This is a genomic window from Halobacteriovorax sp. CON-3 (assembly GCF_043196995.1).
Classification (GTDB): Bacteria; Bdellovibrionota; Bacteriovoracia; order Bacteriovoracales; family Bacteriovoracaceae; genus Halobacteriovorax_A.
Genome location: NZ_JBEBNA010000001.1, coordinates 941,036 through 965,079 on the forward strand (window position 1 = coordinate 941,036; position 24,044 = coordinate 965,079).

Below are 24,044 nucleotides of genomic sequence, written 5' to 3' on the forward strand. Positions count from 1 at the left end.
ATAAGAAAATTGCAATATTTTTTAAAAGGATAGATATGAGTCAGGAAAAAAGGTGGAGATTATTTTTCTTTTTATTATTTCTAGGAAATTTTTTAAGCGGGATATGGATGTTAGTTGGCCCTGTACATTGGTATGAAAACTTTCCTGGAAGAATTCCTGACTTTGGCCCTTTAAATGAGCATTTTGTTCGTGATCTAGGATGTATTTTCTTAGTGCTAAGTGTGATTTCATTTAAATCAGTTATTGATAGTTCATGGAGAAAGAATACACTTTTTATTTTACAGGTTTGGTTTACAGCTCATGCCTTTGTCCATCTCTTCGACACTCTTCGAGGACTGGTTGCGATGGAGCATTTATACATGGATATACCTTTATGCTACATGCCTCCTGTATTAGTTGGTTTCATGCAGTTTTATTATTATAAGGAACAAAGATCACTGAAAGGGAGTAAGATTGCTTAAAGATTTAATTTTTGCGTTGGTTGGAATCTATTTAGGACTCTCCCCTTTTTTAACATATTACTTTACGCATGGACCGGCCTGCCCATGTCATGCTCTCGTAAATGAAAAAAAAGTACCTTGAAAAGCTCCCCTATTTTAAGCTTTGAAAAAATCAATATTCAATCCACAAACAACTTCTGTTCCAGATTCCTTGATGTCATCTTGGCCAGATTGAATTAGCTTTAGAATTTTCTCCTTCAGAGGCAAGAAATCTTTTTCATCAATCGTAAATGTAGATGAATAATGAATATTATTCGGCTCTTCTTTAGCAATGATGTCTAATACTTGTATTCGCTTTGCCACCTGGTGGGGAGTGTTTAGCCAAGACTCAAATGGAAGATGAATAGACATACCACTAAAGATATAATTCTGATCCTGCTTCTTAACGAGTCCAAGCTTTTCTAAGTAAATTAGAGTGGACCTAACCTTTTTCTCACTTAGTGCAAATTGATTAGCGAGATTAGGAATTGTTTGTAATTTTGGACAACTTGTTGCGATGTGGATAGCAGAAGGTATCCATGAAATAAAGTAATCTTTATATTCCTCATTCTCATCGTCAATAACCATTGAATTAACTCTGGAAGCGAGATTGCCTGCTTCCTCAGCAATCTTTTCGCCCTTATATTTCAAATAACTTTTTAGTTCGTGAGTTGAGGCCCTTGAGTAGCGGATTAGATTCAAGAAATATTCTGTCTCAATTTTAGAGAAATTAAAAAAGACACTTAATTTAAACGCTTGGTCTTCGCTTAGATCGGCCTTATCCTTTAATACTTGAGAGAGATACGCGGCCTGACAGCCAATTGCCTTTGACAACCTTGCTTGTAGTCCCCTCTGAGCATAGGCCTCGAGAACTAAGTAGCGTAGATATTTATGATAGTTTTCAAACTCGAATATTTCCATTTGCGAAGACTAGTATATTAAAAATAAACATTCAAGGGTCAAAATATATATAAATAATATATACATATATTTTATTGCTTGTTAAATCTGCTCTTGTTCAATATCAATTTAAACCACTTTCCAAAGGGAGTACGTATATGAAACTTAAAATTGAAATCATCGCTTTTTTCTTAATGGCATTAAATCTTATTAACCCAGTAGTTGCTGGCCCAATCGTAAGCGCAGGCCCTATGGCCCACCCAGCGATAAGCACAATGCATATTGATAGCTCTGTAGCAGGTATTGACTTTCCAACAGATGCACCAGCTCCTCAATACGGCTACATTCTTGCTCTTTATAATGGAGTTAGAATTCCTGTATACACTGACCATGCTGAGCTAGAACTTGCAGAAGCTGGAACAGACTATCCAACTGATATTCAAGCACCATATTGGACAGTCTTTCAAAGAGTCTTAGTATTAGAAAATAATCTTCGCTACCCAGTAAGACTAACTTTTGATGTTAATGAAAACCTATTATGGAAACTAACAAGCGGTGAAGTAATTAACGTATCTAACGTAGTTAAAATTGTGAGAGCAGAAGCTGGAATTGATTATCCTTCAGATGTTCCATACTTCTTTAATCGTGACTTCTATGTTGCAGTCATGATTGATGAATCTAGAATCAGACTTTAATTAAATATCATCTTGGCCGAGAAGGACTTCTTTTCGGCCATGTTCAACATGTACTTGCTCATCACGTTAAATATGAGTAAAGTCGACTCCTCTGCAAGCTTGCTTACCCTATTTATAAACAAGGCCAGGAGTCCCAATCTTGAAAAAGAATAAAAGAAAAGAATTAAAGGCCCAATACCGCATTCTACACGACGAAGCCGTTAAAAATGGCGATGACTATTATAAAGATCCTGTCACAGGCGGTATCGTTTCAACAGAGGTACGCCTTAGACGCATGAGAAAGTGCTGTAAGTATGGCTGTCGACATTGCCCTTGGGGCTTCAAAAAAAGAAGTTAATCCATCACTTTTTTAGCTTAGAGGAAGAACCAATTTAAATCGCGCCCCTTGATTTTCACCGTAACTAACGGCCGTCAGAGATCCCTGTAATTGTTTAGCAAGGTTCGATGAATTATGTAATCCATAACCTTTTCCAAAACGGTTTGATTGTAGGCCCGCTTTAAAAAGAGTTTTCTGGGCATCTTTACTAAAGCCAACACCATTATCAAAGACTTCGATAACAAGTGACTTATCTTTCAAAGATGCGTGAATATCAATTTGTGAAGGATTTTGTGATCGATCACAAGCAGTTTTAGCATTATTAAGCAGGTTCATTAAAATAGTAAGAGTATTTCCGAAGTCAATCTTAACCAACTCTTCAAAATCGACGTCTATATTAATATAGTCGAGGTGATCCATTTCTAACATCGAAAGGGCCTGCTCGATTAATTCTTTAACATTGACTGACTCAATTACATTCTTAGTTATACCATGCTCTAGATGAGTAACAAGAAGCTCTGAAACAGACTCCCCTTTCTTCTTTAGCGCCTTAACATCATTTCCTAAAACCTCATAAAGCTCTTCAGGAGATAAGCTCTTTTTACGAATTCTTCTATCCATACGATAAATAACAGTCATTATTGATGTAATAGAATTTCCAACATTATGTAGAATATTAGACATGATATCGGCACGACCAGCGCTTCGAGCTGTATCAATAAGTTGTCTCTGAGCAGTTCGTAGCTCGTTACTTATCCCCTCGGCCTTTTCCTTTTCACTCATAAGCTCGATCGTTCTCTTTTGAACTTCATATTCAAGCTCAGAATTAAAGCGAGAAAGTCTCTCATATAATTCTGAGTTCTCTAAAGAAATAGCAAGCTGACCAACAAGCATATCAAGCAGTTCGAAGTGGCCTTTTGTAAATGCACCATTGATTTCATTATTTTCGAGGTAAAGAATTCCTTTATCAGCAATAGGGACAACAAGAACAGAAAGATTATCCTTACTTGAAAAGTAGCTCGAATTTTCAACTAATTGATTCGCAAAGAGACTATCCCCATAAAGGATAGGTGTCTTCGTACGCCAAACATAATTAATAAGAGAATGTGGAATTTCCCTGTAGTCATCTAGGGAAGTAGGAAGCGAAACAATAGTCTTTGCACCGCTCTGAGAACTGACAAAAAGTTTCTCACCTTTATTTAAAACAATGAAGCCCTTAGCTGCACCAGTATTAATAACCATAATATCAAGCATTGCTTCAAGTAGGTCTTCCTTAATGAGATTTTTAGAAATAACTTGAGATGAGAGAAGAATTGATTTTATGTCAAAATTTTCCCAAGATGTTGTTATTGTCGTTGTTTTCTCAATATCATCATCTTGATCACGAGTTGTTAAAGCAAATTCCGTCTCTAATTGAGAACTCTTTCCCCATGCTCCCCAAGCGCGGTAAAGACCTGCAGCTTTTTGAATCTGCAAGCGTGCAAAATCATCATTCATAAGGAGCTTCCAAACTCTTGCCATTCTCTCACGAATAACAGACTCGATATTGACGTATTCACTCTCCTGAGCATAAGCAGCTGCTTTGTCATAAAGCTCTAAAGACAGGTATGTATCACCTTTATGTAGCAGTCGCTCCGCTTCAACGAGGTAGTACATATGAGCAAAGTTTTCTGGACAATTGTCCATGAATCTCTTCATCTTCTCTTGGTTCGACTCCACTATTGTCATTAACGACTCATCAAAGTTTTTATTTTTAGCAACTGCGAGAATCGCCAGTGATTGAAAACAGTAATGTGTAACATTAGTAATAACAGAGAATGAATATGGTAAAAGCTCTTGTGATTTAAAAGATGCTTCTAAACTTTCATCAAAACGCTGTAGTATGTAGTCATTTTGAACCTTAAGAGACATATACATACTCAAAGACATTAAACTTTGATTCTGTTGGCATTCTTCAATATAGCGAACTTCATTTTCTCTCTCAGCATCTTGAAGCTGTGAAATTGCAATACTAAGTCCCCTTAAAGTATCGATACCAATTTGATTTGGGTGTTCTGTACAGAATTCAATTCCAGTATGAATATCTTTTTGAAGTTCCTCAAGATTTCGGCCACGGAAGAATTGATTATAAGGTTTAAATAGCTTGATAAACCCCGCCCATAAGTGTTCGCCAGCATCATGTCCTGCCTTAAATCCTTCCTCATTATAGGCATCCCCTTCCTTAATATGTTGAGTCCAGAACTGAACATGGTTTGCCATTGTGTGGCACGCTCGACACTTCTGTCCAAGATGAGAAAAGCGTTCTGCGATTTTAATTCCAAGTGCATTGAAGTCGAATCCTAAAGAGAACTCATTAAATGAACACAGAACAATTCCATACGATGCATAACCTTTTGCAGACTCAGGAACTGGCCCATAAGTAAGTGACAGCTGTACGATTTTAGCGACCACAATACAATACAGGTCAATATTACTTAAGTAACATGGAGAATCGAGGTTGATAAGAATTTCAACCGCAACACGATTCAGCTTATCTTCCATTTCAGGGGCATCATAGAGAGACTCAATTCCAGTAGATGGAATAAGCTCTCTTACAGCTGCAAGTTCCTTCGGAACAATATTTTTTAAATTTTCACTTGGTAATGTAATACCTAGGCATCTAAGTGCCAAACGGCCCTCACTAATCGCCTTATCGTATACACCCTGTGCAGTGTATTGGATAATTAAGATATTATGTGCCTCAGCTTTTTCGATCGGGTCTTCTAATTGATCTAATAGCCATCTGACATGCTCTTCACACTTGTTATAGTCTCCAGAGAGATAGTAAAGACTTCCTCTCTCCTTCTCTATTTTGAAGAAAGTCTCATGATGTGATTCATTGGCATTACTAGGAAGGAACCTAGATGCATAACTCAAAAAAACACTTGCTTGATCAAAGGCCGTTGAAGACTTTGCTTTTTGAGATGCCTCAAAATTCATTTCTGCAAGTTCAAGTCTAAAATCACTATCATCAATAATACTCTCACAGTGATTCAAATGACTAACAACAGTGATCGGTTCGACACTTCCATCAACAATATGTGATAAGAGTTGTTTGCCAATATTCATGTGCATAAGTGAACGCTCTTCTTTCGAAACGAGTTCGTAAGCTGATTGTTGAATCTTATCATGTGCAAATTTATATTCACTATTGTTAAGAGGTCTAATGAGTGATGCAGATACAACTGAGATCAATTCATCATGAATTTCGTCTTCACTAAGATCAGTAGCATTTTTTAATAATTGTAAGCTAAATCGATTCCCAATACATGCAGATAGATTAAGTAATTTTTGGGCCGATTCAGGTAACTCTTTCATCATCCCTATTAGGTAATCAACAACATTATCGCTTATTTGACTTTTTTGAATTTCAGAGACATCCCAGTCCCACTGGAGTTCCTTATTATTAAAAGTACAAATCTTTTTCTGATAAAGTACTTTAAGAAATTGGTCGACGCTAAACGGATTACCAGCAGTTTTTTGAAGTGTTAGCTTAGCTAATTCTGATGAATCTCTTTTAGACGTGAAAGTTCCATCGATCATGTCTTTAATATTGTTTTGGTTTAGAGGTGCAAGCTTAATTTCAGATTGATTAATACACGAATTTGAATCGATTAAGGCCGAAAGAGGATGATTCTTATCAACTTCATTATCCCTAAAAGCACCAATAAAGTAGAGAGGCTTAACTTTTTCGTTCGTCAATAGAAGTTCTATCAAATGAATACTTCTAGCACTTGCCCACTGAAGATCATCAATAAACATAACAATATGTCCGAGCCTTTCGCATAGAACTTTAAACAATTCGACGAAGAGTAATTCAAATCTCGTTTGGGCCTCAATAGGGCCTAACGGTGCTGGCTCCTTTTGCTTACCAATAATCATTTCCAACTCGGGAAGAATATCAGTCATTACTTTTGCATTAATCCCAAATGCATTAAGTAAGCTCTCTCTTAAATGAGCGATTTCTTTATCACTTTTAGTAAGGGCAAGTTTTAAAATATCAGAAACAGCGTTTACAAGGGCAATTCCAAGAATATCACCTTGAAATTGGTCGAATTTCCCAGTGACAAAAATTCCATTTTCTTTTGTAATTGGCCCTAAAAGTTCATTTACTAAAACTGTTTTACCAATACCTGAAGGGCCAGAAATAAAACTCACCTGCTTCTTTTCATTTGATAGGAAATTATTAACTAAAAGGTTGATTTCTTTTTCGCGTCCATAAAGAGTCTCTGGAATTGAAAATGTATGTTTCACATCTTGTGAGCCAATTTCAAAGTCTGGCTCAGCTTGACCTGCTTCAATCGCATCCAGGCACTTCTCAAGATCAAACCTAATTCCAGATGCGCTTTGGTAGCGAGACTCCGCTTTCTTTTCTAGTAAGTGATCAATAATTCTTGCAATTATCTTTGGATATTTTGCTAAACGACTTTCAACATCCACCTTTGTCGCAATATGGTGATAAACCCAAGTTAGTTTATCCTCTACCATAAATGGATACTCTCCGGTTAGAAGCTCAAAGAAAGTAATCCCTAATGAATAAAAGTCCGAACGATAATCAATCGATCGATTCATGCGTCCAGTTTGTTCAGGAGACATATAAGCAAGAGTTCCAGCAAGCTTATTTACTGGAGAGAAAGTGATAAAATCACTATCTCTTAATGAACCAAGCTCTAAATCAATAACTTTAACTTCGCCACTTGGATCGACAATTAGATTCGATGGGTTAATATCTTTATGCGTAATTCCCTTCGAGTGAATCTCTTCGATCACAGAGGTAATCTTAATTGCTAATTTTAAAAACTCAGTCGTTGATAAATTTGCATTAAGGGCCTTCTTATCGAGAGAGACCGACCCGTCATCGTCTAAGACTAGGACCCAGTCACCTTCTGATTGAAAAAGGTCAATACAATTGACCATTGAATCGCTGTGATATTTAGACAGGATATTATATTCATTTTTTATGAAATCGATTTTATTACGAGAAGGCTTCTTATATACCTTGATGATAACTTTCTGATTACTACTTCTATCTTTTGCACGATAGACAGTAGAGTTCTTACTGCGATGAAGCTCATTCGAAATTTGAAAATTTGAAATCTCTTGCATGATATTACATCTCTATCTAAGGTTTATAATAGATATTTGTCTTCAATATTTTGCTCAATTAATTCTGGATATAGTAGGCCTGAGGTTAGGCTACAGAAGTTTTTCATCGTAAATGGCTTAGGGAGATAATAAATTTTTCGTTCTTTTGACGATATACGCCCTATCATTTCTTCCAATGTATAATCACTATACGCCGAACAGATAACAAAATTTTGTTTTGGGTGTTTTTTGACAATACGTGAAATGGCCTCAATTCCGTCAATTCCTGGCGGCATTCTAACATCCATAAAAATCACGTCGTATGGCCCTTGATCAAGGTAGGCCTTGTTGGCCATTTCCACGGCCTCTTCACCTTGATAAGCACTGTCTATTTTAAGTTGGCATGACTGAAAAGCACTATTAGTCAGATCTTCTTTCAGATCATCCTCTAGATCGATAAGACACATAGACATAAGCTCGTGAATATCTTCATTATCATCAACTATTAAGATGCGTCTAAGCATTAATTCCCCAACAAAGCTTGTTTGAATACAGAGTCATCCTCATCAGAGCTAAGTATTATTTGTATAAATAACTTATAACGCACACAAATAATGTGGTCAATAAAATCTAGCGATGCGACAAGGCCCTAAGTATCTAATAAGACGTCAGTTCAGGTTAATTTTTTATTAATTTCCAATAATGAACTGTATTTACTTGTCGGTCTTGAAAAATGAAGCCTCTGTATACTGTTATCAAGTTCATGCGCCCGGAAAGGGCAAAGGTAATCACTTAGGTCGCGCAAGCTTTGGGTATGAGTGAAAGTGGTGTTAAGAAGATGATTACGAGTAAAGATATCTCACTATCAAAACTTCAAAGGGATCTATGCCCATGGATCATTAAATCTAAGTGAGCAGAACTTAGAAAACTTCAGACTCGATTACTTCAATCTCTTAAATAAGTACTACGACCTAGAAGAGAAAGAAGACAGAGCAGAGAGTAGAACTGAATATGCCTACCTATTTGTCAGTGTACAAACAAAAGGGCAAGAAATTCACCGATTAAAATAATTTATCGAGGGGTCAGAAACACTAAGAAGAGATTTAGAGATGGATACAACTTCTTTGGAAAGCACCCAGAGAAGATCCTTCCATTCTTTGATAAATATATGAAGTAAAAATAGACCAGGGCCCCCAGATGACTTTCCTTTAACATAAATAGAGAGAAGTTATATGGGTGCCCTTTTTCTTTTAAAATTCAAGAACTTAAGAAGTACTTTGATATTATATGCAAGTAAACTTTTTTAGTTTTCTACCGAAAAGAAAACATGTTCTATCTTTTAAGCATTCTTATATTTGCCGCCTCTCTAACTACTATTGCAGGTGATCTTGATACCTATTATGAATTAGAATTGGAGATCAATCGACTTCATTCTCAATTTAATAAGAATCAGGAAGAAGTAGCTAAAAAAAATAATCTCTTCTATCGCATGCTAAAGGCAGAAGAAACCCAAGCGCAAATAACAAAGCTACAAAAAGAAAATCAAGAAATTATAAAAAAACTAGGGCCTTTAAAAGAAGAACTTCAATCACTAGAAAACAAGCTTGTCGTCAAGTCCATCACCGGTGAACTTAAGGAGCTCACAGAGGTTAAAGACAAAAATCTTTGTATCGATAACGAGCTACACTACTTTTCAAATGATAGAGAGTTTGAAGGCTGGAATTTAAAGTATGGTAGTAAAGAAAGAAGAATCTCATACTACGCTAATAAAAGCACATATATTAAAAGCTGTCTGGAAAATCGCCCTGAAGACTCTATTATTGAGGTCGATTATAAATCACAATCACTTTGTAATGAGAGTATCGACATATTTAAATATGTTGGTACAAAAACGAAATATAAGACCTACATAAAAGAAGGGCTTGTTAATATTGATGTCTCTCTTTACTTAACGTTTGATGGAAATGAAAAAGACAAAGAAGAATCAATGGCCCTCGTGAGAAAATCAATGCCTTGTGTGAAAGACTTCTACGCAAGACACGGGCTCAAACTTAATGTCGATTTAAAAGAAGAGACTGGTATCATGGATCGATTCAAATGCGATCACACGATTACGATCTCTAAGGAGCATAAAAGGCCAACGGCAACAGAGTGGGCCACTCACAAATTCGCAAACGTAGCAAATATAAATGATCAGAAAAGATGTAAACTCTACATTCATGAATTGGCCCATAACCTAGGCTTAGCGGACGCTTACAAGGATCGAAAATGTCCTGATCGTAAGATCATTTTAGATGATAAGAATATTATGGGAGATGGACCAAGTGGTTACTCACCTTATCAGGCCGAGTTAAATGGTAGTCAGCTTAGAACAATCCTGGCCCCACTTTGTGATTAAAGTGGTATTTCAATTCTAAATGTGGTTCCATTATCAATTTCAGACTCAATAGTAATTGTTCCACCATGTTCCTTGATAAATTTTTTAGAAAGAGAAAGTCCTAGCCCACTGCCTTTGCCATATTCTTTGGTTGTAAAGTAAGGTTCGAATATTTTTATTTTATTCTCATCACTAATACCAGGTCCACTATCTGCTACTTGAATTATGGCCTTGTCATCACTAGTTGTAAGAGTAACCTTAATCTCCTTAACCTCACAATCCTCTAGAGCATCTTTAGCATTAGTAAGAAGATTCATGACAACTTGTTGAATCTTGCCTGGACTTCCTTTGACCTGTAATTCTCCAACTGGATTCTCAAAAGAAACACTGATTCCATAGTGCTCATAAATCTCTTCAATCATCAAAATACAATCATTTAAAACTTTGGATAGATCAAATATAATTAATGCTTGGCCATCCTTACGAGCAAAGTTCCTAAGCCCTTTTACGATATTTTCAATCTGCGTTGCCGATGATTCAATCTTATCTAATGATTTTAAAATATAATCTTCATGCTCACTGGCCTCATAATCTTCCTTCTTTAATCTTGAAAGATAACCTTTGATAATTGTAAGTGGCCCATTAATTTCATGTCCAACACCAGCAGCAAGTTCACCTATTGCCGCAAGTTTTGAACTATGTGTGATCACTTGATCTTTTTGCTGTAATTCTTTTACTTGATTAACGAGCTTTCTTTTAATAGGAATTAGAATTTTGAAGAACTCGTAAATTAATAGAAGAATGATTAACGAGAATAGAATTAATTCAATTTTACTTAAGTTTAAGATTTTTGATTTTGAATAGTCTGCGGACTCAAAAACAATCTTATTCATATTTTTTAAAAATACATCAGTCTCTTTAACGATGCCTTCAAGACTTCGTTTTTGATCATCACAGAAATTAACAATACAATTAATATCTTTACTGATATTCCTTAAAACAGGATCAAGATCTGTATACTGTTTTTTTATGTTATCTGTGAATGCGGGTGCAACCCCATTTTCTCGACTTCCATTCTTTAAATCCTCGTGAGTCAAAAGGAGTAAATCCTTGGTTACAAGAATCTCGTTCCTTAAAGAACTCCTTGTGTGATCACTAGTATTAAACGAATAGATTAAGGCCTGCTTGGCCAATCTTTGGCTTAGCATACGTTGGCGGCCGGCCAAGTTAATAACTTGCGAGTAACTTTCCTGTTGGAGAATGAAAAATTGCATCAATGCCTGAGCAATGATAGTGAATAAGACAATCGATACGAAAGCAATAAGATACTTATATGTAATTCCTCTTTCATAATCAATTTTCATGAATAAAAAATAAACCACATCATAGCATGTGAAAACTTAAATTTAAAAAAACATAGAGAAAGCTAATGATATTATATTACTTTGCGAAATAGCCATTACTAGGACAATATGGCAAAGATAAGTGAAGATGATGCTGATGATCGTCATCCTCGTGACCGATAGAACCCTTGTGTGAACTTCCAGGGCAATCCGGTTTATAATTCTTTATCTTATTATGCCAACAACCTCTAAATGCTTCAAAGAATTCTTTTGTTGGACTTTTCTTCTGATCAGTCACTTTTAGAATTTTAGTTTCACCATTTTGAGTAATCTTAATCTGCTTAATATCAATTGCCCTATTTACAGAGTGGTAACTTCGATTTGAGTGCCTTGGATCTCCAGATATTCCATTATGTGAAAATGATATTTTTTCGACATCGGCATTGGAGTCAAAACCCATTGCCGCAACTTGCACACAAGTCCCAAAGTTTTCGTTAAAAAAATCGAAATACTCTTTAGATAGGCGTCTTTTTGTACAACCAGCTCTTACTTCCCCATTATCATAATTACTCTTTATACCTTTACACTCATCCCAAACAATTTGCTTTTCACCTTTGATACTTCCACCATCATCATTCGCTATAGTTAGTGGAAAACCAGAAAACTCCTCATCTTCAGATATATCATTCGGATCGTAATCTCCTTCGAAGCTGAGGTCACAAGCATCTACCGTAGGGCCCTTTAACAATCGATTAAGGTTTTGAACAATTTTAATACCATTAAAACCACCTTTATTCTTACCTGTTAAAGTCTTTCGAAAATTATCATATGATGGAGAAACAGGCCTTGGACCCTGCCCTTGTTGCTGCTCACAGGCAATAAAGATGAATATAGATAATAAAAAGACTTTTCTCACATTAATACCTATCGACAAATTATATTTCTTGTTAAACTTATTTTAATTATAGTGGAGTTACGGTATTTTATGAATTTAGCATTTCGCATTATCAGTACCTTATGGGCACTACATTTTTATACTTTTTCAAATCCCAATGATTACGGGGTATTACAGAAGTGTTCGATAGCCCAAAACCTAGAGATCAGCACTTATACAGCGCAAGATAATATTGGCATTATTGAGTATTCAACGAAAAAGCCAACACCACAAATGATTCAAGGCCTCCTGTCTTGCTTACAAAAAGGCCTTCCCTCAACTCAAGACTTTATCTACAAGGGCAAGAAGCTCTTAATAGAATTGAACGTTAGTAGCAATAAAGTAGACAGTTATATAAGGACAACGAGAAGTAGGATCATTTCGTCAAAGCTCGAAGTTACAGGTACTTGTAGTATCAATGGTGCCCAGATCAAAATTAAAACTGAAAACAGTATTTTCCAAACAAAATGTCATCAGAATAAGTGGTATTATTTAAGTAAGAAGTTATCGAAAAAGCCTAATTTCTTGATTATTACTCAACTATCCACGAAAGGAAAAAAGAACATCGACCTAGTGAGGCTTTAGGAGAATAATATGAAGTATTTAATCTTTTTAATAATTCCATTAAATATATTAGCAATGGAAAAAATTAATGAAATGGATATTGAAATATCAATTGAAGATAAAACCCTTTCCATAACTAAAGACTATGTTGGGGAACCAGTGAGTAATAGTCGTTTATTAGTTGTACAACAAAAATGTCGTGGAATTAAAACAAATCAATATCAACTGTACAAAGACAAACAGTGTGATTTCACTAACTTTAAGTACGACAACAGCAAAGTTACTTTTGATATAAAGTTTTATAATCCAGACAACGGTATGTGCGACTATCCAAAGAAAAAGTCAATCGTTGTAAAAACAAAGAAATGCAATTAAAATCATTTTTAATGGGGGCACTTCACTGCTCCCTTATGCTGCCGTTTTCCTAGTGACTTTGGTCTGATTGTCATAAATATTCTCTAAGTCAAATTCCTCTCCAAAAGTAGCAACCGTTGTTCTTAAGTTTAATTGGGACTCAAGCAATATTTTAAGATGACTCGATGCCTGTTCTTCGCCGTGATTTAAGATAACTAATTTTGGAGAGATACGTGATTCATTTATCCATCCAATAAAGTCAAGATAATCACCATGTGCAGATAAGGAGTCGATATAGAAAATGCTGGCCCTTACAGGAAGCTTTTGCTTATGCATATGTAGCTCTTTTTCACCATTAATAAGAATACGGCCTTTAGTCCCTTCAGGCTGAAACCCAACTAAAATAATTCCGCTATTTTCATCAACAATATGCTTCATGACATGGTAGACAACACGCCCACCATCAATCATGCCTGATGCACTGACAACGATTCGCGGGCCGCTCATTTGAGTCAAGGCCTTTGAGTCCTCGACGTCTTCAATTTCAACAAAGGTATCAGGATAAATATCGATATCCTCAGTGACATGTTCTTTAACGTGGCCTTTATGAAAACAGTCGTTAAAGATGCGATTGGCCTTTTTGGAAAGAGGACTATCTAGATGAACAGGAACACTGGGGATCGCCTCATCATTCATAAGCTCTTTAATAAGATAGAGAATATCTTGTGTTCGTCCAACAGAGAAAGCCGGAATAACGGCCACTCCTCCACGCTTTAATATCGTATTAAGGTACATTCCGAGTACTTCTTTAGCAGGTATTCGTGCATGAAGCTTATTACCGTAAGTTGACTCTAATACGAGGTAGTCTGTTTCACAGATATCTTGCGGTTCATTTAAAAGGATATTTCGTTTATGGCCAATATCACCAGAAAAAACAATCGTCTTTTCTTCCCCTTCATTTGTTTTATAACGAATGCGAATAAAGCTTGCTCCTAGAATATGGCCGGCCCAGAAAAAAGTAATCGCAATATTCTTAGAGATAGTTAGCTCTTCTTCGAAGTCCACAACTTCAAAGTGCTTAAGAACAGCTTGGGCCTCCTCGGTTGTATACAAAGGGAGTGCTGGTTTGTGTCTTGAAATCTTTTTTCGATTTGCATACTTTGCATCTTCTTCATGAATACGGGCCGAGTCCATAAGTAAGATTTGGCAAAGCCTAAATGTTTCTTTTGTGCAGTAAATCCTTCCACGAAATCCATCACGATAAAGACGAGGAAGAAGGCCTGAATGATCAATATGTGCGTGAGTTAGAAAGACCGCACTTAACTTACTTGCACCGTGATAGCTCATCCAATTTCGTTCACGATTTTCCTTTGCCCCTTGATAGAGTCCATAGTCAACTAAGTATTGTTCTTTGTAGTCCTTTCCTACTTTAAGTAACGTCTTTGAACCGGTTACACCTCCGGCAGCACCAAGAAAAGTAATTCTCATCGATAGATCCTTTTTATAATTAATTTTCGTGTACTACCTATCGACGTTTTAATAGTTAAGAATGTTTAATATTGACTAAAGAATGGTAATCATAGTTGATCATTCAATTCGACTAACACAAACCTCACAATCACTTTGCAAAAAATAGACCCGAAACAAACCTTTAATTATTTTTAGAGTCGTATACTTATTTCATAGGAAAACAACTCAAGGAGAATATTATGAGAACTACAGAAAAAATTAATCTAACAACAAAAGGGTCAGTTTAATACTGACCTTTTTTACATCATTACACCACGATAAATCATTGAACCACTAAACCCTACCATCACAACCTTCGCAACTTTTACAAAATAACGATCAGACATCTTTTTTAAAATCATTTTTCCTGTAACAGCACCGAGAAGCGGAGTAAAAATTGCCACAAAATAGAATGTATATGGCATTTCACCTAGATTAAATTCATAAAGACTTATGAAAAAAATAGTTTTAGCAAGATGCCCCAGCATTTGTGTAAAGGCCTTTGTGGCAACAATTGAAAATCGCCCTACTCGACTTGAAAGAAAGAACAAGTCTAAAGCAGATCCAGATACACCACTCAAGGCCTGTGAAGATGAAACGATTAATCCACAAAGGAGTGCACGACCTCTTTTTTCAATATCAAAATGAATAGCTAAAGGTTTTAGCAATCCAATAATTGGCAGAATACCCAATATGATAAAGATAACCTTTTTAGAAAGTTTCAACTCTATCCCTTGAAATACCCCATAAGCAATTGCTGTCCCTAGCAGATAAGGTAAAACTACCTTAAATTCAATATTCTTATAGTTAACGGCCGCCCTAAAGCCATTTGAGCTTGCTTGTGTTATTCCTTGGAGAATTAGGGCAACAGGTAGAGGGAGGTAGACTAGGAAGATGGCCATCAGAATAATTCCACCGGCCATACCTAGGGCCCCTGATATAATACTTGTAAATAGAATATAAAAGAATAAGCTCTCTAAATCCATATCCCCTCCCATTGACTGTATTATCGACAAAAACATATAATGAAAAAAGCGAATATATAGAATACAATATATTCAAATATCGAATATATGGAGAAAGCGATGTTAGTCGAACTTGAGACTCTTAATGCCCTTGCAAAGTATAAAACAATGGGAAAGGCCGCAACAAGCCTAAGAGTCACTCAATCAACAGTGAGTAAGAGAATTCAAAGTCTAGAACAACAAACTAAGAAGATCTTAGTTGTAAAAAAAGGTCGTAATGTCGAGATCACTACGGCCGGGCAGAAGCTTCTTTTTGACAGTCTCCCTCTTATGCAGAAGTTAAAAGAGATTCTCGACCAAGACTATGAAGAGATGTCCAGACTTGCCATTGGTTTCTCTGAATCGATCCTTTCTTCATGGGGCGCTAAATTTATTACAGATTTTGCCAAAAAGAATAAAGAGGTCATTATCGAGCCACACGCCCATCGTACACCAGTGTTGGCAGACAAAGTCGCAAGTGGAGACTATGCCTTAGCTGTTGTCGGTGGCCGTCCAAGAAATATTCCAGGAATTCATGTTGAAGAAGTCGCCAAAGAAGAAATGGTCATCATTGGCAAGAAGGGGCGTTTATTTTGCGTGGAAGAAACAAGTGGGACATGGGCATCCATAGCCAAGGATGTAAATAGGAAGAAGATTATTATCGATGAAAGAAGTGAGTTTCTCTCACCGATAGCTCAAATGGCAAAGAGTGGCTTTTGTCGTGGTCTTGTTCCAGAAAGTATCGCCAAAAGTGTTGGCGTAAGAAGTGATCAGATGAAAAAGACTGGGATTTATCGCCCCATCTATATTGTTGCAAGAAAACGTAGCTTTGAGCGTGAAAATGTTAAATTATTTATAAAAGCGCTAAAAGAATTATAACTTCATTCTTTGAGCGACTCCTCTTTGATAAGGATCTTCTGAGCTACTAAGAGCTGATATCACTCCTTGTCTATTCTCAATTGGTTGGTTTTGACTAAGCTTCCACTGGCCTTCAAGAGAAGTCACTTCAATTTTAACTCCCACAATTGCGGCCAGAAGCTTTTGAGTATAATCACGAGGAGCATCTTCAATTTTCCAAGGACTGTGACTTCCCTCTTCCTGCTCATTTGTGAGTATCTCGATGGAATTAAGAATCCACTCCTTGTCTTCAATAAAGGAAATTTTTCCACGAGCGTGAACAACAATATAATTCCAAGTTGGAACAGCTTTACCAGTCTCTTTCTTTGTTGGGTAATGATTTGGCGAAATATAACAATGAGGTCCATTAAACGTAGCAACGACTTCACTAGCATCAAGTGTTTTCTTCCAAAGGCCATTAGCTTTTGCAATATGGCCAAATAAAAAGAGCTTCCCCTCTTCTTCGACAACACAAAGAGGAAGATGATTAACCTCAATCCCTTCATTTCCGTTTGATATCAAATTCGCAAATGTCGTCTCCTTCATCTGCTTTATTAACTCGGCTTTATCTTCCTGTTTGAATAGCTTTGGTATATGCATTCTACTACCTCTAATTCATTTATTAATGCTACAATGATAACTCAATAAACACTGGAGTTAAAATGCCTTATATCCTAAGCCCAATTATTACAGAATCAATGCCTGGAATGTGGTTTGAAGGCCAAGGCTATAAGCGAGAGAATATTTACTCGATGAATGACCCAAAAGGTCCTCCAGTAAATTATGACGCCCACCTTCTGAAGCCCCATAGCTTAACTCACATGGAAGCTCAGTCTCACACCATGAAAGATGGGATGAGCGTTGATGACTACTTTAAGAAGCAAGTAAATTCATTTTTTGGGCCAGTAACTGTCGTGAAATTAAAAGGACAAGATTGGAGACCTGTAAAAGGACTAGATGGCGTTTATCATTGGGAAGTCTCACTTAGTGAGCTAAAGGCCGAGCTTGGAGATGAGATTCCAAGTAAGTTAATTTTGTCAGTTGAAGAAATGCCATTAAACGAATCACAACTTCACGATCCAAATTATGTCTTAACACTTTCACAAGAAAGCGCTGACTACTTATTACAAAACCCTAACTTTAATATGTATGGAACTTCTTGGAAGTCTTCGGACTTTAATCCAGGGAGTAGAAATAGACCAATTCACAATACTCTCTTTAAGCAGGCCGCAATCTTTGAAAACTTAAAACTTCACGATGTGCCAGCTGGAAAGTATTTCTTTTCAGGATTTCCACTCCCCCTTCACTTAGCTTCTGAATCACCAGTTTGCCCGGTGCTATTTACTAAAGAAGAGATTAACTTCTAATATCACTTCTCTTATAAGCATCGTCGACAAAGACTTCGACAAGAGCATTAAGTGCATCTGTTACTGTAAAGATACCGTAGACACGATTTCTATTATTGAGAACAATTGCAGACCCAACCTTGTGACTTGCTAATTGATAGGCAACTTCACCTAAACTATCGTCCTTATTAACAGCAAGAACAGATTCATTCATAAAGTCCTTAACAAGAACACCATCACACCAGCTCTTTCCATAAATCGACATGACATCTCTTTCAGAAATGATTCCCACAATTTGATTCCCGTCACTTACAGGAAGGTGCCTAATTCCATTGTCTTTCATAATCTTAAAAGCAATATCAATACTGGCATCCTGATCCACAACGTGAACAGCAGGAGTTGTAAATTCTTCGACTGATATATGTTTCATATATGCCTCCTAAATTAAATTTAGATTAGCACAATGGATTAATTGGTAACTGACAAGTGTCAGTTTTTACGAAAAAAATTCTTAATTTTTGCCTTAAACATATGGCATAGGATTTAGAGGCCCAAAGCTCACAATCTTTAGCTTAGGGAGCTAACTATATAGAATCAAGAGACACTTAAGATATCTCCCTGGCTCCCATTTATGCGTTTGCATAAGGCCAAAAGATTACATACAATTTTTATATATGTTAGCTAAAAAGAGGGTCCTGGTTGCCGAGGACGAACCAACATTAAATGATATCTACGTCGAAACCTTTGAGTCATTTGGTTATGAAACCATTGGTGTAAAAGATGGTGAGATGGCCCTAGACTACGCTAAACGTAACCCAGTTGACTTCGTTATTACTGACTTAAAAATGCCAAAGATGGATGGGCTTAAGCTCCTAGAAGAGATTCGTAAACTTAATACTCAAACCCCTCCTGTTCTAATAATCACAGGCTTCATTGATGAACTAAATGCACAAAGGGCCAAAGAACTTGGTGCCGTTGATCTTATGACGAAGCCCTTTGACTTTGATAAGGTCATTCTCTATATCGAAGAGAAGTTAAGCCAACAAACAGAATCCTAGATTCCCCACTCTTTTGAAAGCTCACCGATTCTCTTTTTAAATAGAAGAGACAGAATCATTGAAACAATTGTCAATCCAATAGCAAGTCCCGCCCATAAACCAGCGGCTTCCATTCCATGCTTATAACTAAGATAGACTCCAACAGGAATTGCAATTAGCCAGTAGCCACAGAATGAATAAAGCATCGGTTGTTTACTCATTCCAAGACCTCTTAGAACTCCCCACATGGCAACTTGTAGGCCATCAGGAATTTGAAAGAGAGCAACGTATAGGAAAAGCCCTGAGCCGTATAAAATAACGGCCTGATCAGTTGTAAAAAGTCCCATTAAAAATTTATGGAATAAGAAATAGCAGATTGCAGTAAAGACCATGTAAGAGACGGCCATAAAGATACACCCATACGAGTAGTTCTTTATCATCTCCATATCCTTACGCCCTAGAGCATAGCCAACCTTAACACCGGCAGCTCCATTAATTGCGAGAGGAACCATAAAAGTTAAACCTGCAATTGTTAAAACGATATTATGAGACGCAGAGGCAACAAGGCTCATACGGCCAATTAAAACCGTAACTGTTGAGAACATGAGAACTTCAATAAATGTTCCAAGTCCAACAGGGATTCCAAGCTTAATAAGTTCTTTAAACGACTTCTTATTAAAGTGTGTTTCAATTGGAAGCACACGGTAAGCATAGACGTAAATGATAATAGCGAGAACAAAACGAGTTATAACAGTTGCAACAGCAGCTCCCTTAATTCCCATTTCAGGAATAGGACCGATACCAAACATTAAGCAGTAATTCATGATGAGGTTAACAACATTCATTATGATAATAAGTGAGTTTGCAAAAATCGTTTTATCAAAGGCCTGTAGATATTCCTTAATCATCTGAAAAATCAGGGCAGGAATAATTGAGATATTAACCCAATAAAGATAGGTCTTAACAAGTGGGACAATCTCTTTATTTAAACCGATGTGGTCGACAAAATATGTAAAAATATAAAGGGCCGTACAAATAACACTTCCTAAAAGAAGCGCTAAAGTCATTCCACTCCCCCATACACCATTCTCATGTGGGTTAGTCTCTTCACCACGCATTCTTGCGGTAACGGCACTGACAGAGAATAGCGTTGAGATTCCAATCATAATAAATGGAGATAATATTCCTGCCGCAACACCAATGGATGCAACTGCTGATGTTGAATAACGTCCGGCCACAAAAATATCACCAACGTTAAAAAGCATCTGACCAACTTGGCCGATAACAAGTGGAATCGTAAAATAAATGAGTTCTTTGAGTCTCTTACTCGTTGTTGCAACTACCATAATAGTTAGAGGTTATACCTCAATTTTTTAATAGATGGCATATAAAAATTGTAACCAAATATACTTTAAATCTCGGCCAAAAATTCGTAGAATATGAACACAAAGGAGTGCTTGTGAAAATCGTTTCAAATGCAGCGGAAGCTTTATCAATAGTCTATTCTAACTCAAACATTTTTATTCACGGTGGAGACTCAACACCGCAGGCCCTAATCGATGGCCTACTTGAAAATGCTCATAAACTAAAAGATGTAACGCTAACTCACCTCCACACTCATGGTGATGCAAAGTATGCAAATGAAGAATATTGTGAAAATTTTAAAATCATCAATCTCTTTGTTGGTGGTAATGTAAGAAAGCATATCGACTATCAAAGAGTTGATTACCTTCCTTGCTTTCTATCAGAGATTCCAAATCTATTTCGTAGTGGAAGGATCCCACTAGACTTCGCTCTTATTCATGTCAGTCCACCAGATCAACATGGCCACTGCACTCTAGGTACTTCGGTTGATGTTGCTAAGGCAGCAGTAAGTAGTGCCAAAATTGTAATCGCACAAATCAACCCAAATATGCCTCGTGTTCATGGTGATGGATTTATCCACGTCAATGATATCGACTATGCAATTGAAATTGATGAGAAAATTGTTGGCCATCAAGAAGTATGCTTAAGTGAAGAGGATTTAAAAATTGGTCAGCTAACATCGACTCTGATTGAAGATGGCTCAACTCTACAAATGGGAATTGGCTCAATTCCTGATGCCGTATTGGCCAGCCTAACAAATCACAAGAACCTGGGAATTCACACAGAGATGTGGTCAAACGGAGCTCTTGAGTTAATTAAAAGTGGTGCCGTTAATAACTCTCTAAAAAATGTTCACCGAGGAAAAACAGTTAGTGCCTTTATTGTTGGAGGCCAAGATGTACATGACTTTATTAATGATAATCCAAGTGTCATCCAACTAGAAGCAGACTATGTTAATAACCCAAGTATCATTAAGAGAAATCCAAAAGTATGTGCAATTAATAGCGCTGTTGAGATTGATCTAACAGGACAGGTTTGTGCAGATTCAATTGGTCACCGAATTATTTCTGGTGTTGGTGGACAAATGGACTTTATGAGAGGAGCTTCTCTTTCAGAAGGTGGTAAACCAATCATTGTTATTAATTCACGAAGTGCAAAAGGTTTCCCAAAAATTGTTCCAACGCTAAGATCAGGAGCGGGAGTTGTAACAACTCGTTCACATATGCACTATGTTGTTACAGAGTATGGAATTGCTGACTTATATGGCAAAAGCCTTAATCAGCGAGCACAAGAATTAATTAGAATTGCTCATCCAGATGACCGAGAAAACTTAGAAAAGATGTGGCACGAAACGCACTGTAGAACATAATCTACAGTGCAGCTATTGGGGATTGGCATAATAATTCTACCATGCCACTTCCCTCATATTTTTCTTTTGCAACTTTTAAATCGACTCTCTTAAAGATCATATACGAAATAAATGATCTTAAATTTAATAAGAACGGATTCTCTTGTCCGTGTACTGAAACATATGAATCAGAAACATAACCTTCATAGATATCTCTAAAGCCAGGAGAATCAATGACAAGAAGCATGACACAAATTGCGATAGCTTCCTTGCCCTGCTCGACTCCTTGATTAATGGCCTGATTCAGCTCTTCAACAGAATCAAATGTTTGTTTTGAAATCTCTTTAATTTGTTCTGCAAGAAGATTGATACAATGTTCTCCACAAGTCGTTATGAACTCTTCTTTAGAACCAAAGTGATAAAGAACTGAAGACACATTAATCTCGGCCTTCTTTGCAATATCTCTTAGGCTCACACCGTAGACACCATTTTTGGCCATTAAAGGGATTGCGACATCAATTAAATTCTGTTTAGTCTTGTTCATCTACCTACTACCTTTTGTTAACTTACTGTCAAATCGAATAATCTTCTTGATTCAATTTGGTTAACATGTTAACCATATAGTTAACACATTAACAAATTTGGAGAAAGAATGTCAATAATAAAGAGTGAATATGTACAGGAAAGCATTATCGGACGCATGATCCGTACAACTCGAATCCTCGATAAAATGGTATCTGAAGAAGTTTCGCACTTTAAACTAACGAAGCCTCAATTTGATGTTCTTGTCATTCTACACCTAACAGATCAAGAATCCGTTACGACGACTGAATTAGCAGATGAACTACTTGTTTCAAAAGCAAATATCACTGGAATCGTTAAAAGACTTGAGGCGGCCAATCTTGTCAAGAAGGCCATTGACGAAAATGATACGAGATCAAAGAAGATTACCCTAACTGAAGACGGCCTTAGTTTAATTAATAAAGTACTTCCACGCTACTTTAGTATGGGCCAAGAGCTGGTATCAAGATTCAGCCAAGAAGAGAAATCTAAACTTCTTTGCCAACTTGGAATGATTGAAGAGTTCTATCAATCGAAGAGATAAATCACCTAAGAATCAAAAAAGAGACAGAATAGACAGGAGAACGACACTCATGAGAAGGATCAAGACCTATATCGTCTTGCTTGGACTGGCCAGTAGCGTAAGCGCTGCTCAGTACAAACTAAGCGAACAATCAGTAGTTGAACTTGCTACTAAAAGAAATGAAAATGTTGGAATTGCAAGACAAGAACTAGAGCAGGCAAGAGAGTCACTAAGCAGTGCAACCTCTAACCTATTCCCTGTTCTCTCAATATCGGCCGGCGTATCGAAGAATGATGGTAAAGGAAATATCATGCCACATGGATACGACTGGAATCACAATGCGAGGGTGCAACTAACTCAACCACTATATACTTTTGGAAAGATCTCAAGTGGTGTCGACATTGCGGAATCTGCAAGTCGCATTGGCGAGCTAAAGACTGTTGTCACAAAAGCAGAAGTTGAAAATGTTGCAAGACAGCTCTACTACAGAGTTCTCTTTAACCAAGAGCTAGTTAGAATCACAAATGACTCTTATAAGAATGCTGTCAAGAATAAGAAGGCACTTGAAGAGCGTGTTTCATACGGTCGTATTTCGAGAAATGATAATATTAAGATGCAAGCAGACCTTGCGAGTCGAAAGCCAAATTGGATTATTGCAAAGAAGAACCTAAAGAATGCAATCTTAGACTTAAAAAACTTTCTAGCATTACAACCTGAAGATGATGTTCAAGTTGTAACTGATAATTTCAATGCACAAGATAAGATCGCAACGATTCCATCAAACCTAAAAAAGCTAGATGAAACAGTTGATGTTAAGATTTTAAAAGAAAGTATCCAACTTTCAGACTTCACAGTAGAGCTTGCAAAGAGCCAACGACTTCCTGATCTAGGGCTATTTGTTGCCTACTCTCCTCTTACTTATCGTGTGGATAAACCATTTACTGGTGATATTTCACACAACCAAAATGATCTTTCATTTGGACTTCAATTTACATTTGACTGGGATCTGGGTGGAAGTAAAAACTCAGAAGTTGCCATTAAAAGAAGTGATGCAAATATCGCACGTTTAAAGTTCAACCAACTTAGAAGAGAAATTAGAACACAATATTTAAAATTTGAGCAAGACTATGAAGGGCTACAGGAGAGGTTTGAAGCTGAGTCGGAGGCCGTTAAGCTTGCCGCTTCATCTTATAAAGTAGCACTTAGTTCATTTAAGTCAGGTGGAGTTTCACAACTTCAATTAAATGATAGTGAAATCCAACTTACTCAACATCGACTAAACCTTGCCCAAACAAAACTTCAGCTTAAAGTAACTCGTGCAGAAATGGATAGACTTCTTACGAGTACAACGAAGGGAGAGAAATAATT

Annotated in this window: 23 protein-coding genes; 12 read left to right on the top strand and 11 right to left on the bottom strand. The window is 36.8% G+C overall.

Features of this window, described 5'->3' with window-relative positions:
* Positions 1-35: 35 nt before the first annotated feature.
* Positions 36-461 (top strand): hypothetical protein, encoded by a 426-nt coding sequence (locus ABMA72_RS04305; RefSeq protein ID WP_392856424.1) that lies wholly within the window; start codon positions 36-38, stop codon positions 459-461.
* Between the two features lie 135 nt (positions 462-596).
* Here ABMA72_RS04305 and ABMA72_RS04310 read toward each other — a convergent pair whose 3' ends face one another.
* Positions 597-1,400, bottom strand: a complete 804-nt coding sequence (locus tag ABMA72_RS04310) for a TIGR02147 family protein (protein ID WP_392856425.1) — start codon at positions 1,398-1,400, stop codon at positions 597-599.
* 137 nt (positions 1,401-1,537) lie between these two features.
* Between ABMA72_RS04310 and ABMA72_RS04315 the strand changes: the two genes are divergently transcribed.
* Together ABMA72_RS04315 and ABMA72_RS04320 are read left to right on the top strand one after the other, a co-directional pair.
* Complete coding sequence (locus ABMA72_RS04315; RefSeq protein ID WP_392856427.1) at positions 1,538-2,074, top strand: hypothetical protein; 537 nt, start codon at positions 1,538-1,540, stop codon at positions 2,072-2,074.
* 139 nt (positions 2,075-2,213) lie between these two features.
* Positions 2,214-2,411 carry a DUF5522 domain-containing protein gene (locus ABMA72_RS04320; RefSeq protein ID WP_393056183.1) on the top strand — a complete coding sequence of 66 codons (198 nt, stop codon included), beginning with the start codon at positions 2,214-2,216 and terminating at the stop codon, positions 2,409-2,411.
* 12 nt (positions 2,412-2,423) lie between these two features.
* Here the strand turns inward: ABMA72_RS04320 and ABMA72_RS04325 are convergent, their stop codons facing one another.
* Positions 2,424-7,535: an AAA family ATPase gene (locus ABMA72_RS04325; protein ID WP_393056185.1), complete on the bottom strand. Its 5,112-nt coding sequence runs from the start codon at positions 7,533-7,535 to the stop codon at positions 2,424-2,426.
* Positions 7,536-7,558: 23 nt separating this feature from the next.
* Positions 7,559-8,038, bottom strand: a complete 480-nt coding sequence (locus tag ABMA72_RS04330) for a response regulator (protein ID WP_392856432.1) — start codon at positions 8,036-8,038, stop codon at positions 7,559-7,561.
* An 803-nt stretch (positions 8,039-8,841) separates the two neighbouring features.
* On the opposite strand from ABMA72_RS04330, the gene ABMA72_RS04335 reads away from it, so the two are divergent.
* On the top strand, positions 8,842-9,912 hold the full coding sequence (locus ABMA72_RS04335; protein WP_393056187.1) for a hypothetical protein: 1,071 nt from the start codon (positions 8,842-8,844) through the stop codon (positions 9,910-9,912).
* On the opposite strand, the gene ABMA72_RS04340 is transcribed toward ABMA72_RS04335, so the two are convergent.
* Together ABMA72_RS04340 and ABMA72_RS04345 are read right to left on the bottom strand one after the other, a co-directional pair.
* On the bottom strand, positions 9,909-11,255 hold the full coding sequence (locus ABMA72_RS04340) for an ATP-binding protein (RefSeq protein ID WP_393056189.1): 1,347 nt from the start codon (positions 11,253-11,255) through the stop codon (positions 9,909-9,911). The genes ABMA72_RS04335 and ABMA72_RS04340 overlap by 4 nt on opposite strands.
* Before the next feature lie 76 nt (positions 11,256-11,331).
* Entirely contained in the window at positions 11,332-12,150 is an 819-nt protein-coding gene (locus ABMA72_RS04345) for a hypothetical protein (protein ID WP_393056190.1), read from the bottom strand.
* Between the two features lie 69 nt (positions 12,151-12,219).
* On the opposite strand from ABMA72_RS04345, the gene ABMA72_RS04350 reads away from it, so the two are divergent.
* On the top strand, positions 12,220-12,753 hold the full coding sequence (locus ABMA72_RS04350) for a hypothetical protein (protein ID WP_393056192.1): 534 nt from the start codon (positions 12,220-12,222) through the stop codon (positions 12,751-12,753).
* A gap of 9 nt (positions 12,754-12,762) precedes the next feature.
* Positions 12,763-13,107 carry a hypothetical protein gene (locus ABMA72_RS04355; protein ID WP_393056193.1) on the top strand — a complete coding sequence of 115 codons (345 nt, stop codon included), beginning with the start codon at positions 12,763-12,765 and terminating at the stop codon, positions 13,105-13,107.
* Positions 13,108-13,140: 33 nt separating this feature from the next.
* Here ABMA72_RS04355 and ABMA72_RS04360 read toward each other — a convergent pair whose 3' ends face one another.
* Both ABMA72_RS04360 and ABMA72_RS04365 read right to left on the bottom strand, forming a co-directional pair.
* Positions 13,141-14,574, bottom strand: coding sequence for an MBL fold metallo-hydrolase RNA specificity domain-containing protein (locus ABMA72_RS04360; RefSeq protein WP_393056195.1), 1,434 nt, complete (start codon positions 14,572-14,574; stop codon positions 13,141-13,143).
* A 281-nt stretch (positions 14,575-14,855) separates the two neighbouring features.
* Positions 14,856-15,581, bottom strand: a complete 726-nt coding sequence (locus ABMA72_RS04365; protein WP_393056197.1) for a TSUP family transporter — start codon at positions 15,579-15,581, stop codon at positions 14,856-14,858.
* A 99-nt stretch (positions 15,582-15,680) separates the two neighbouring features.
* On the opposite strand from ABMA72_RS04365, the gene ABMA72_RS04370 reads away from it, so the two are divergent.
* A complete protein-coding gene (locus ABMA72_RS04370; RefSeq protein ID WP_393056199.1) occupies positions 15,681-16,478 on the top strand; it encodes a LysR family transcriptional regulator in 798 nt (265 codons plus the stop codon).
* Here the strand turns inward: ABMA72_RS04370 and ABMA72_RS04375 are convergent.
* Positions 16,473-17,096: an FMN-binding negative transcriptional regulator gene (locus ABMA72_RS04375; protein WP_393056201.1), complete on the bottom strand. Its 624-nt coding sequence runs from the start codon at positions 17,094-17,096 to the stop codon at positions 16,473-16,475. The two genes, ABMA72_RS04370 and ABMA72_RS04375, sit on opposite strands and share 6 nt — an antisense overlap.
* Before the next feature lie 62 nt (positions 17,097-17,158).
* On the opposite strand from ABMA72_RS04375, the gene ABMA72_RS04380 reads away from it, so the two are divergent.
* Complete coding sequence (locus tag ABMA72_RS04380; protein WP_393056202.1) at positions 17,159-17,863, top strand: hypothetical protein; 705 nt, start codon at positions 17,159-17,161, stop codon at positions 17,861-17,863.
* Here ABMA72_RS04380 and ABMA72_RS04385 read toward each other — a convergent pair.
* Positions 17,853-18,272 carry a CBS domain-containing protein gene (locus ABMA72_RS04385; RefSeq protein WP_392856450.1) on the bottom strand — a complete coding sequence of 140 codons (420 nt, stop codon included), beginning with the start codon at positions 18,270-18,272 and terminating at the stop codon, positions 17,853-17,855. The two genes, ABMA72_RS04380 and ABMA72_RS04385, sit on opposite strands and share 11 nt — an antisense overlap.
* A 244-nt stretch (positions 18,273-18,516) precedes the next feature.
* Between ABMA72_RS04385 and ABMA72_RS04390 the strand changes: the two genes are divergently transcribed.
* A complete protein-coding gene (locus tag ABMA72_RS04390) occupies positions 18,517-18,900 on the top strand; it encodes a response regulator (RefSeq protein ID WP_392856452.1) in 384 nt (127 codons plus the stop codon).
* Here ABMA72_RS04390 and ABMA72_RS04395 read toward each other — a convergent pair.
* The gene (locus ABMA72_RS04395; protein ID WP_393056204.1) at positions 18,897-20,225 is read right to left on the bottom strand and encodes an MATE family efflux transporter; all 1,329 of its coding nucleotides are present in this window, start codon (positions 20,223-20,225) and stop codon (positions 18,897-18,899) included. The two genes, ABMA72_RS04390 and ABMA72_RS04395, sit on opposite strands and share 4 nt — an antisense overlap.
* 113 nt (positions 20,226-20,338) lie before the next feature.
* Here ABMA72_RS04395 and ABMA72_RS04400 point away from each other — a divergent pair, with 113 nt between their 5' ends.
* The gene (locus ABMA72_RS04400) at positions 20,339-21,613 is read left to right on the top strand and encodes an acetyl-CoA hydrolase/transferase family protein (RefSeq protein ID WP_393056206.1); all 1,275 of its coding nucleotides are present in this window, start codon (positions 20,339-20,341) and stop codon (positions 21,611-21,613) included.
* 1 nt (position 21,614) lies between these two features.
* On the opposite strand, the gene ABMA72_RS04405 is transcribed toward ABMA72_RS04400, so the two are convergent.
* Entirely contained in the window at positions 21,615-22,136 is a 522-nt protein-coding gene (locus tag ABMA72_RS04405) for a TetR/AcrR family transcriptional regulator (protein WP_392856457.1), read from the bottom strand.
* Positions 22,137-22,244: 108 nt separating this feature from the next.
* Here ABMA72_RS04405 and ABMA72_RS04410 point away from each other — a divergent pair, with 108 nt between their 5' ends.
* Complete coding sequence (locus ABMA72_RS04410) at positions 22,245-22,697, top strand: MarR family winged helix-turn-helix transcriptional regulator (RefSeq protein ID WP_393056208.1); 453 nt, start codon at positions 22,245-22,247, stop codon at positions 22,695-22,697.
* 49 nt (positions 22,698-22,746) lie between these two features.
* The gene (locus ABMA72_RS04415) at positions 22,747-24,042 is read left to right on the top strand and encodes a TolC family protein (RefSeq protein ID WP_392856460.1); all 1,296 of its coding nucleotides are present in this window, start codon (positions 22,747-22,749) and stop codon (positions 24,040-24,042) included.
* The last annotated feature ends 2 nt before the right edge of the window (positions 24,043-24,044 follow it).

What these genes read in the sequence shown, in the direction of transcription:
- ABMA72_RS04385 (WP_392856450.1), bottom strand. Translation starts at nt 18,272, where the DNA reads ATGAAACATATATCAGTCGAAGAATTTACAACTCCTGCTGTTCACGTT.
- ABMA72_RS04395 (WP_393056204.1), bottom strand. Translation starts at nt 20,225, where the DNA reads ATGGTAGTTGCAACAACGAGTAAGAGACTCAAAGAACTCATTTATTTT.
- ABMA72_RS04315 (WP_392856427.1), top strand. Translation starts at nt 1,538, where the DNA reads ATGAAACTTAAAATTGAAATCATCGCTTTTTTCTTAATGGCATTAAAT.
- ABMA72_RS04350 (WP_393056192.1), top strand. Translation starts at nt 12,220, where the DNA reads ATGAATTTAGCATTTCGCATTATCAGTACCTTATGGGCACTACATTTT.
- ABMA72_RS04355 (WP_393056193.1), top strand. Translation starts at nt 12,763, where the DNA reads ATGAAGTATTTAATCTTTTTAATAATTCCATTAAATATATTAGCAATG.
- ABMA72_RS04405 (WP_392856457.1), bottom strand. Translation starts at nt 22,136, where the DNA reads ATGAACAAGACTAAACAGAATTTAATTGATGTCGCAATCCCTTTAATG.
- ABMA72_RS04415 (WP_392856460.1), top strand. Translation starts at nt 22,747, where the DNA reads ATGAGAAGGATCAAGACCTATATCGTCTTGCTTGGACTGGCCAGTAGC.
- ABMA72_RS04330 (WP_392856432.1), bottom strand. Translation starts at nt 8,038, where the DNA reads ATGCTTAGACGCATCTTAATAGTTGATGATAATGAAGATATTCACGAG.
- ABMA72_RS04335 (WP_393056187.1), top strand. Translation starts at nt 8,842, where the DNA reads ATGTTCTATCTTTTAAGCATTCTTATATTTGCCGCCTCTCTAACTACT.
- ABMA72_RS04380 (WP_393056202.1), top strand. Translation starts at nt 17,159, where the DNA reads ATGCCTTATATCCTAAGCCCAATTATTACAGAATCAATGCCTGGAATG.
- ABMA72_RS04310 (WP_392856425.1), bottom strand. Translation starts at nt 1,400, where the DNA reads ATGGAAATATTCGAGTTTGAAAACTATCATAAATATCTACGCTACTTA.
- ABMA72_RS04370 (WP_393056199.1), top strand. Translation starts at nt 15,681, where the DNA reads ATGTTAGTCGAACTTGAGACTCTTAATGCCCTTGCAAAGTATAAAACA.
- ABMA72_RS04325 (WP_393056185.1), bottom strand. Translation starts at nt 7,535, where the DNA reads ATGCAAGAGATTTCAAATTTTCAAATTTCGAATGAGCTTCATCGCAGT.
- ABMA72_RS04375 (WP_393056201.1), bottom strand. Translation starts at nt 17,096, where the DNA reads ATGCATATACCAAAGCTATTCAAACAGGAAGATAAAGCCGAGTTAATA.
- ABMA72_RS04365 (WP_393056197.1), bottom strand. Translation starts at nt 15,581, where the DNA reads ATGGATTTAGAGAGCTTATTCTTTTATATTCTATTTACAAGTATTATA.
- ABMA72_RS04390 (WP_392856452.1), top strand. Translation starts at nt 18,517, where the DNA reads ATGTTAGCTAAAAAGAGGGTCCTGGTTGCCGAGGACGAACCAACATTA.
- ABMA72_RS04360 (WP_393056195.1), bottom strand. Translation starts at nt 14,574, where the DNA reads ATGAGAATTACTTTTCTTGGTGCTGCCGGAGGTGTAACCGGTTCAAAG.
- ABMA72_RS04410 (WP_393056208.1), top strand. Translation starts at nt 22,245, where the DNA reads ATGTCAATAATAAAGAGTGAATATGTACAGGAAAGCATTATCGGACGC.
- ABMA72_RS04340 (WP_393056189.1), bottom strand. Translation starts at nt 11,255, where the DNA reads ATGAAAATTGATTATGAAAGAGGAATTACATATAAGTATCTTATTGCT.
- ABMA72_RS04305 (WP_392856424.1), top strand. Translation starts at nt 36, where the DNA reads ATGAGTCAGGAAAAAAGGTGGAGATTATTTTTCTTTTTATTATTTCTA.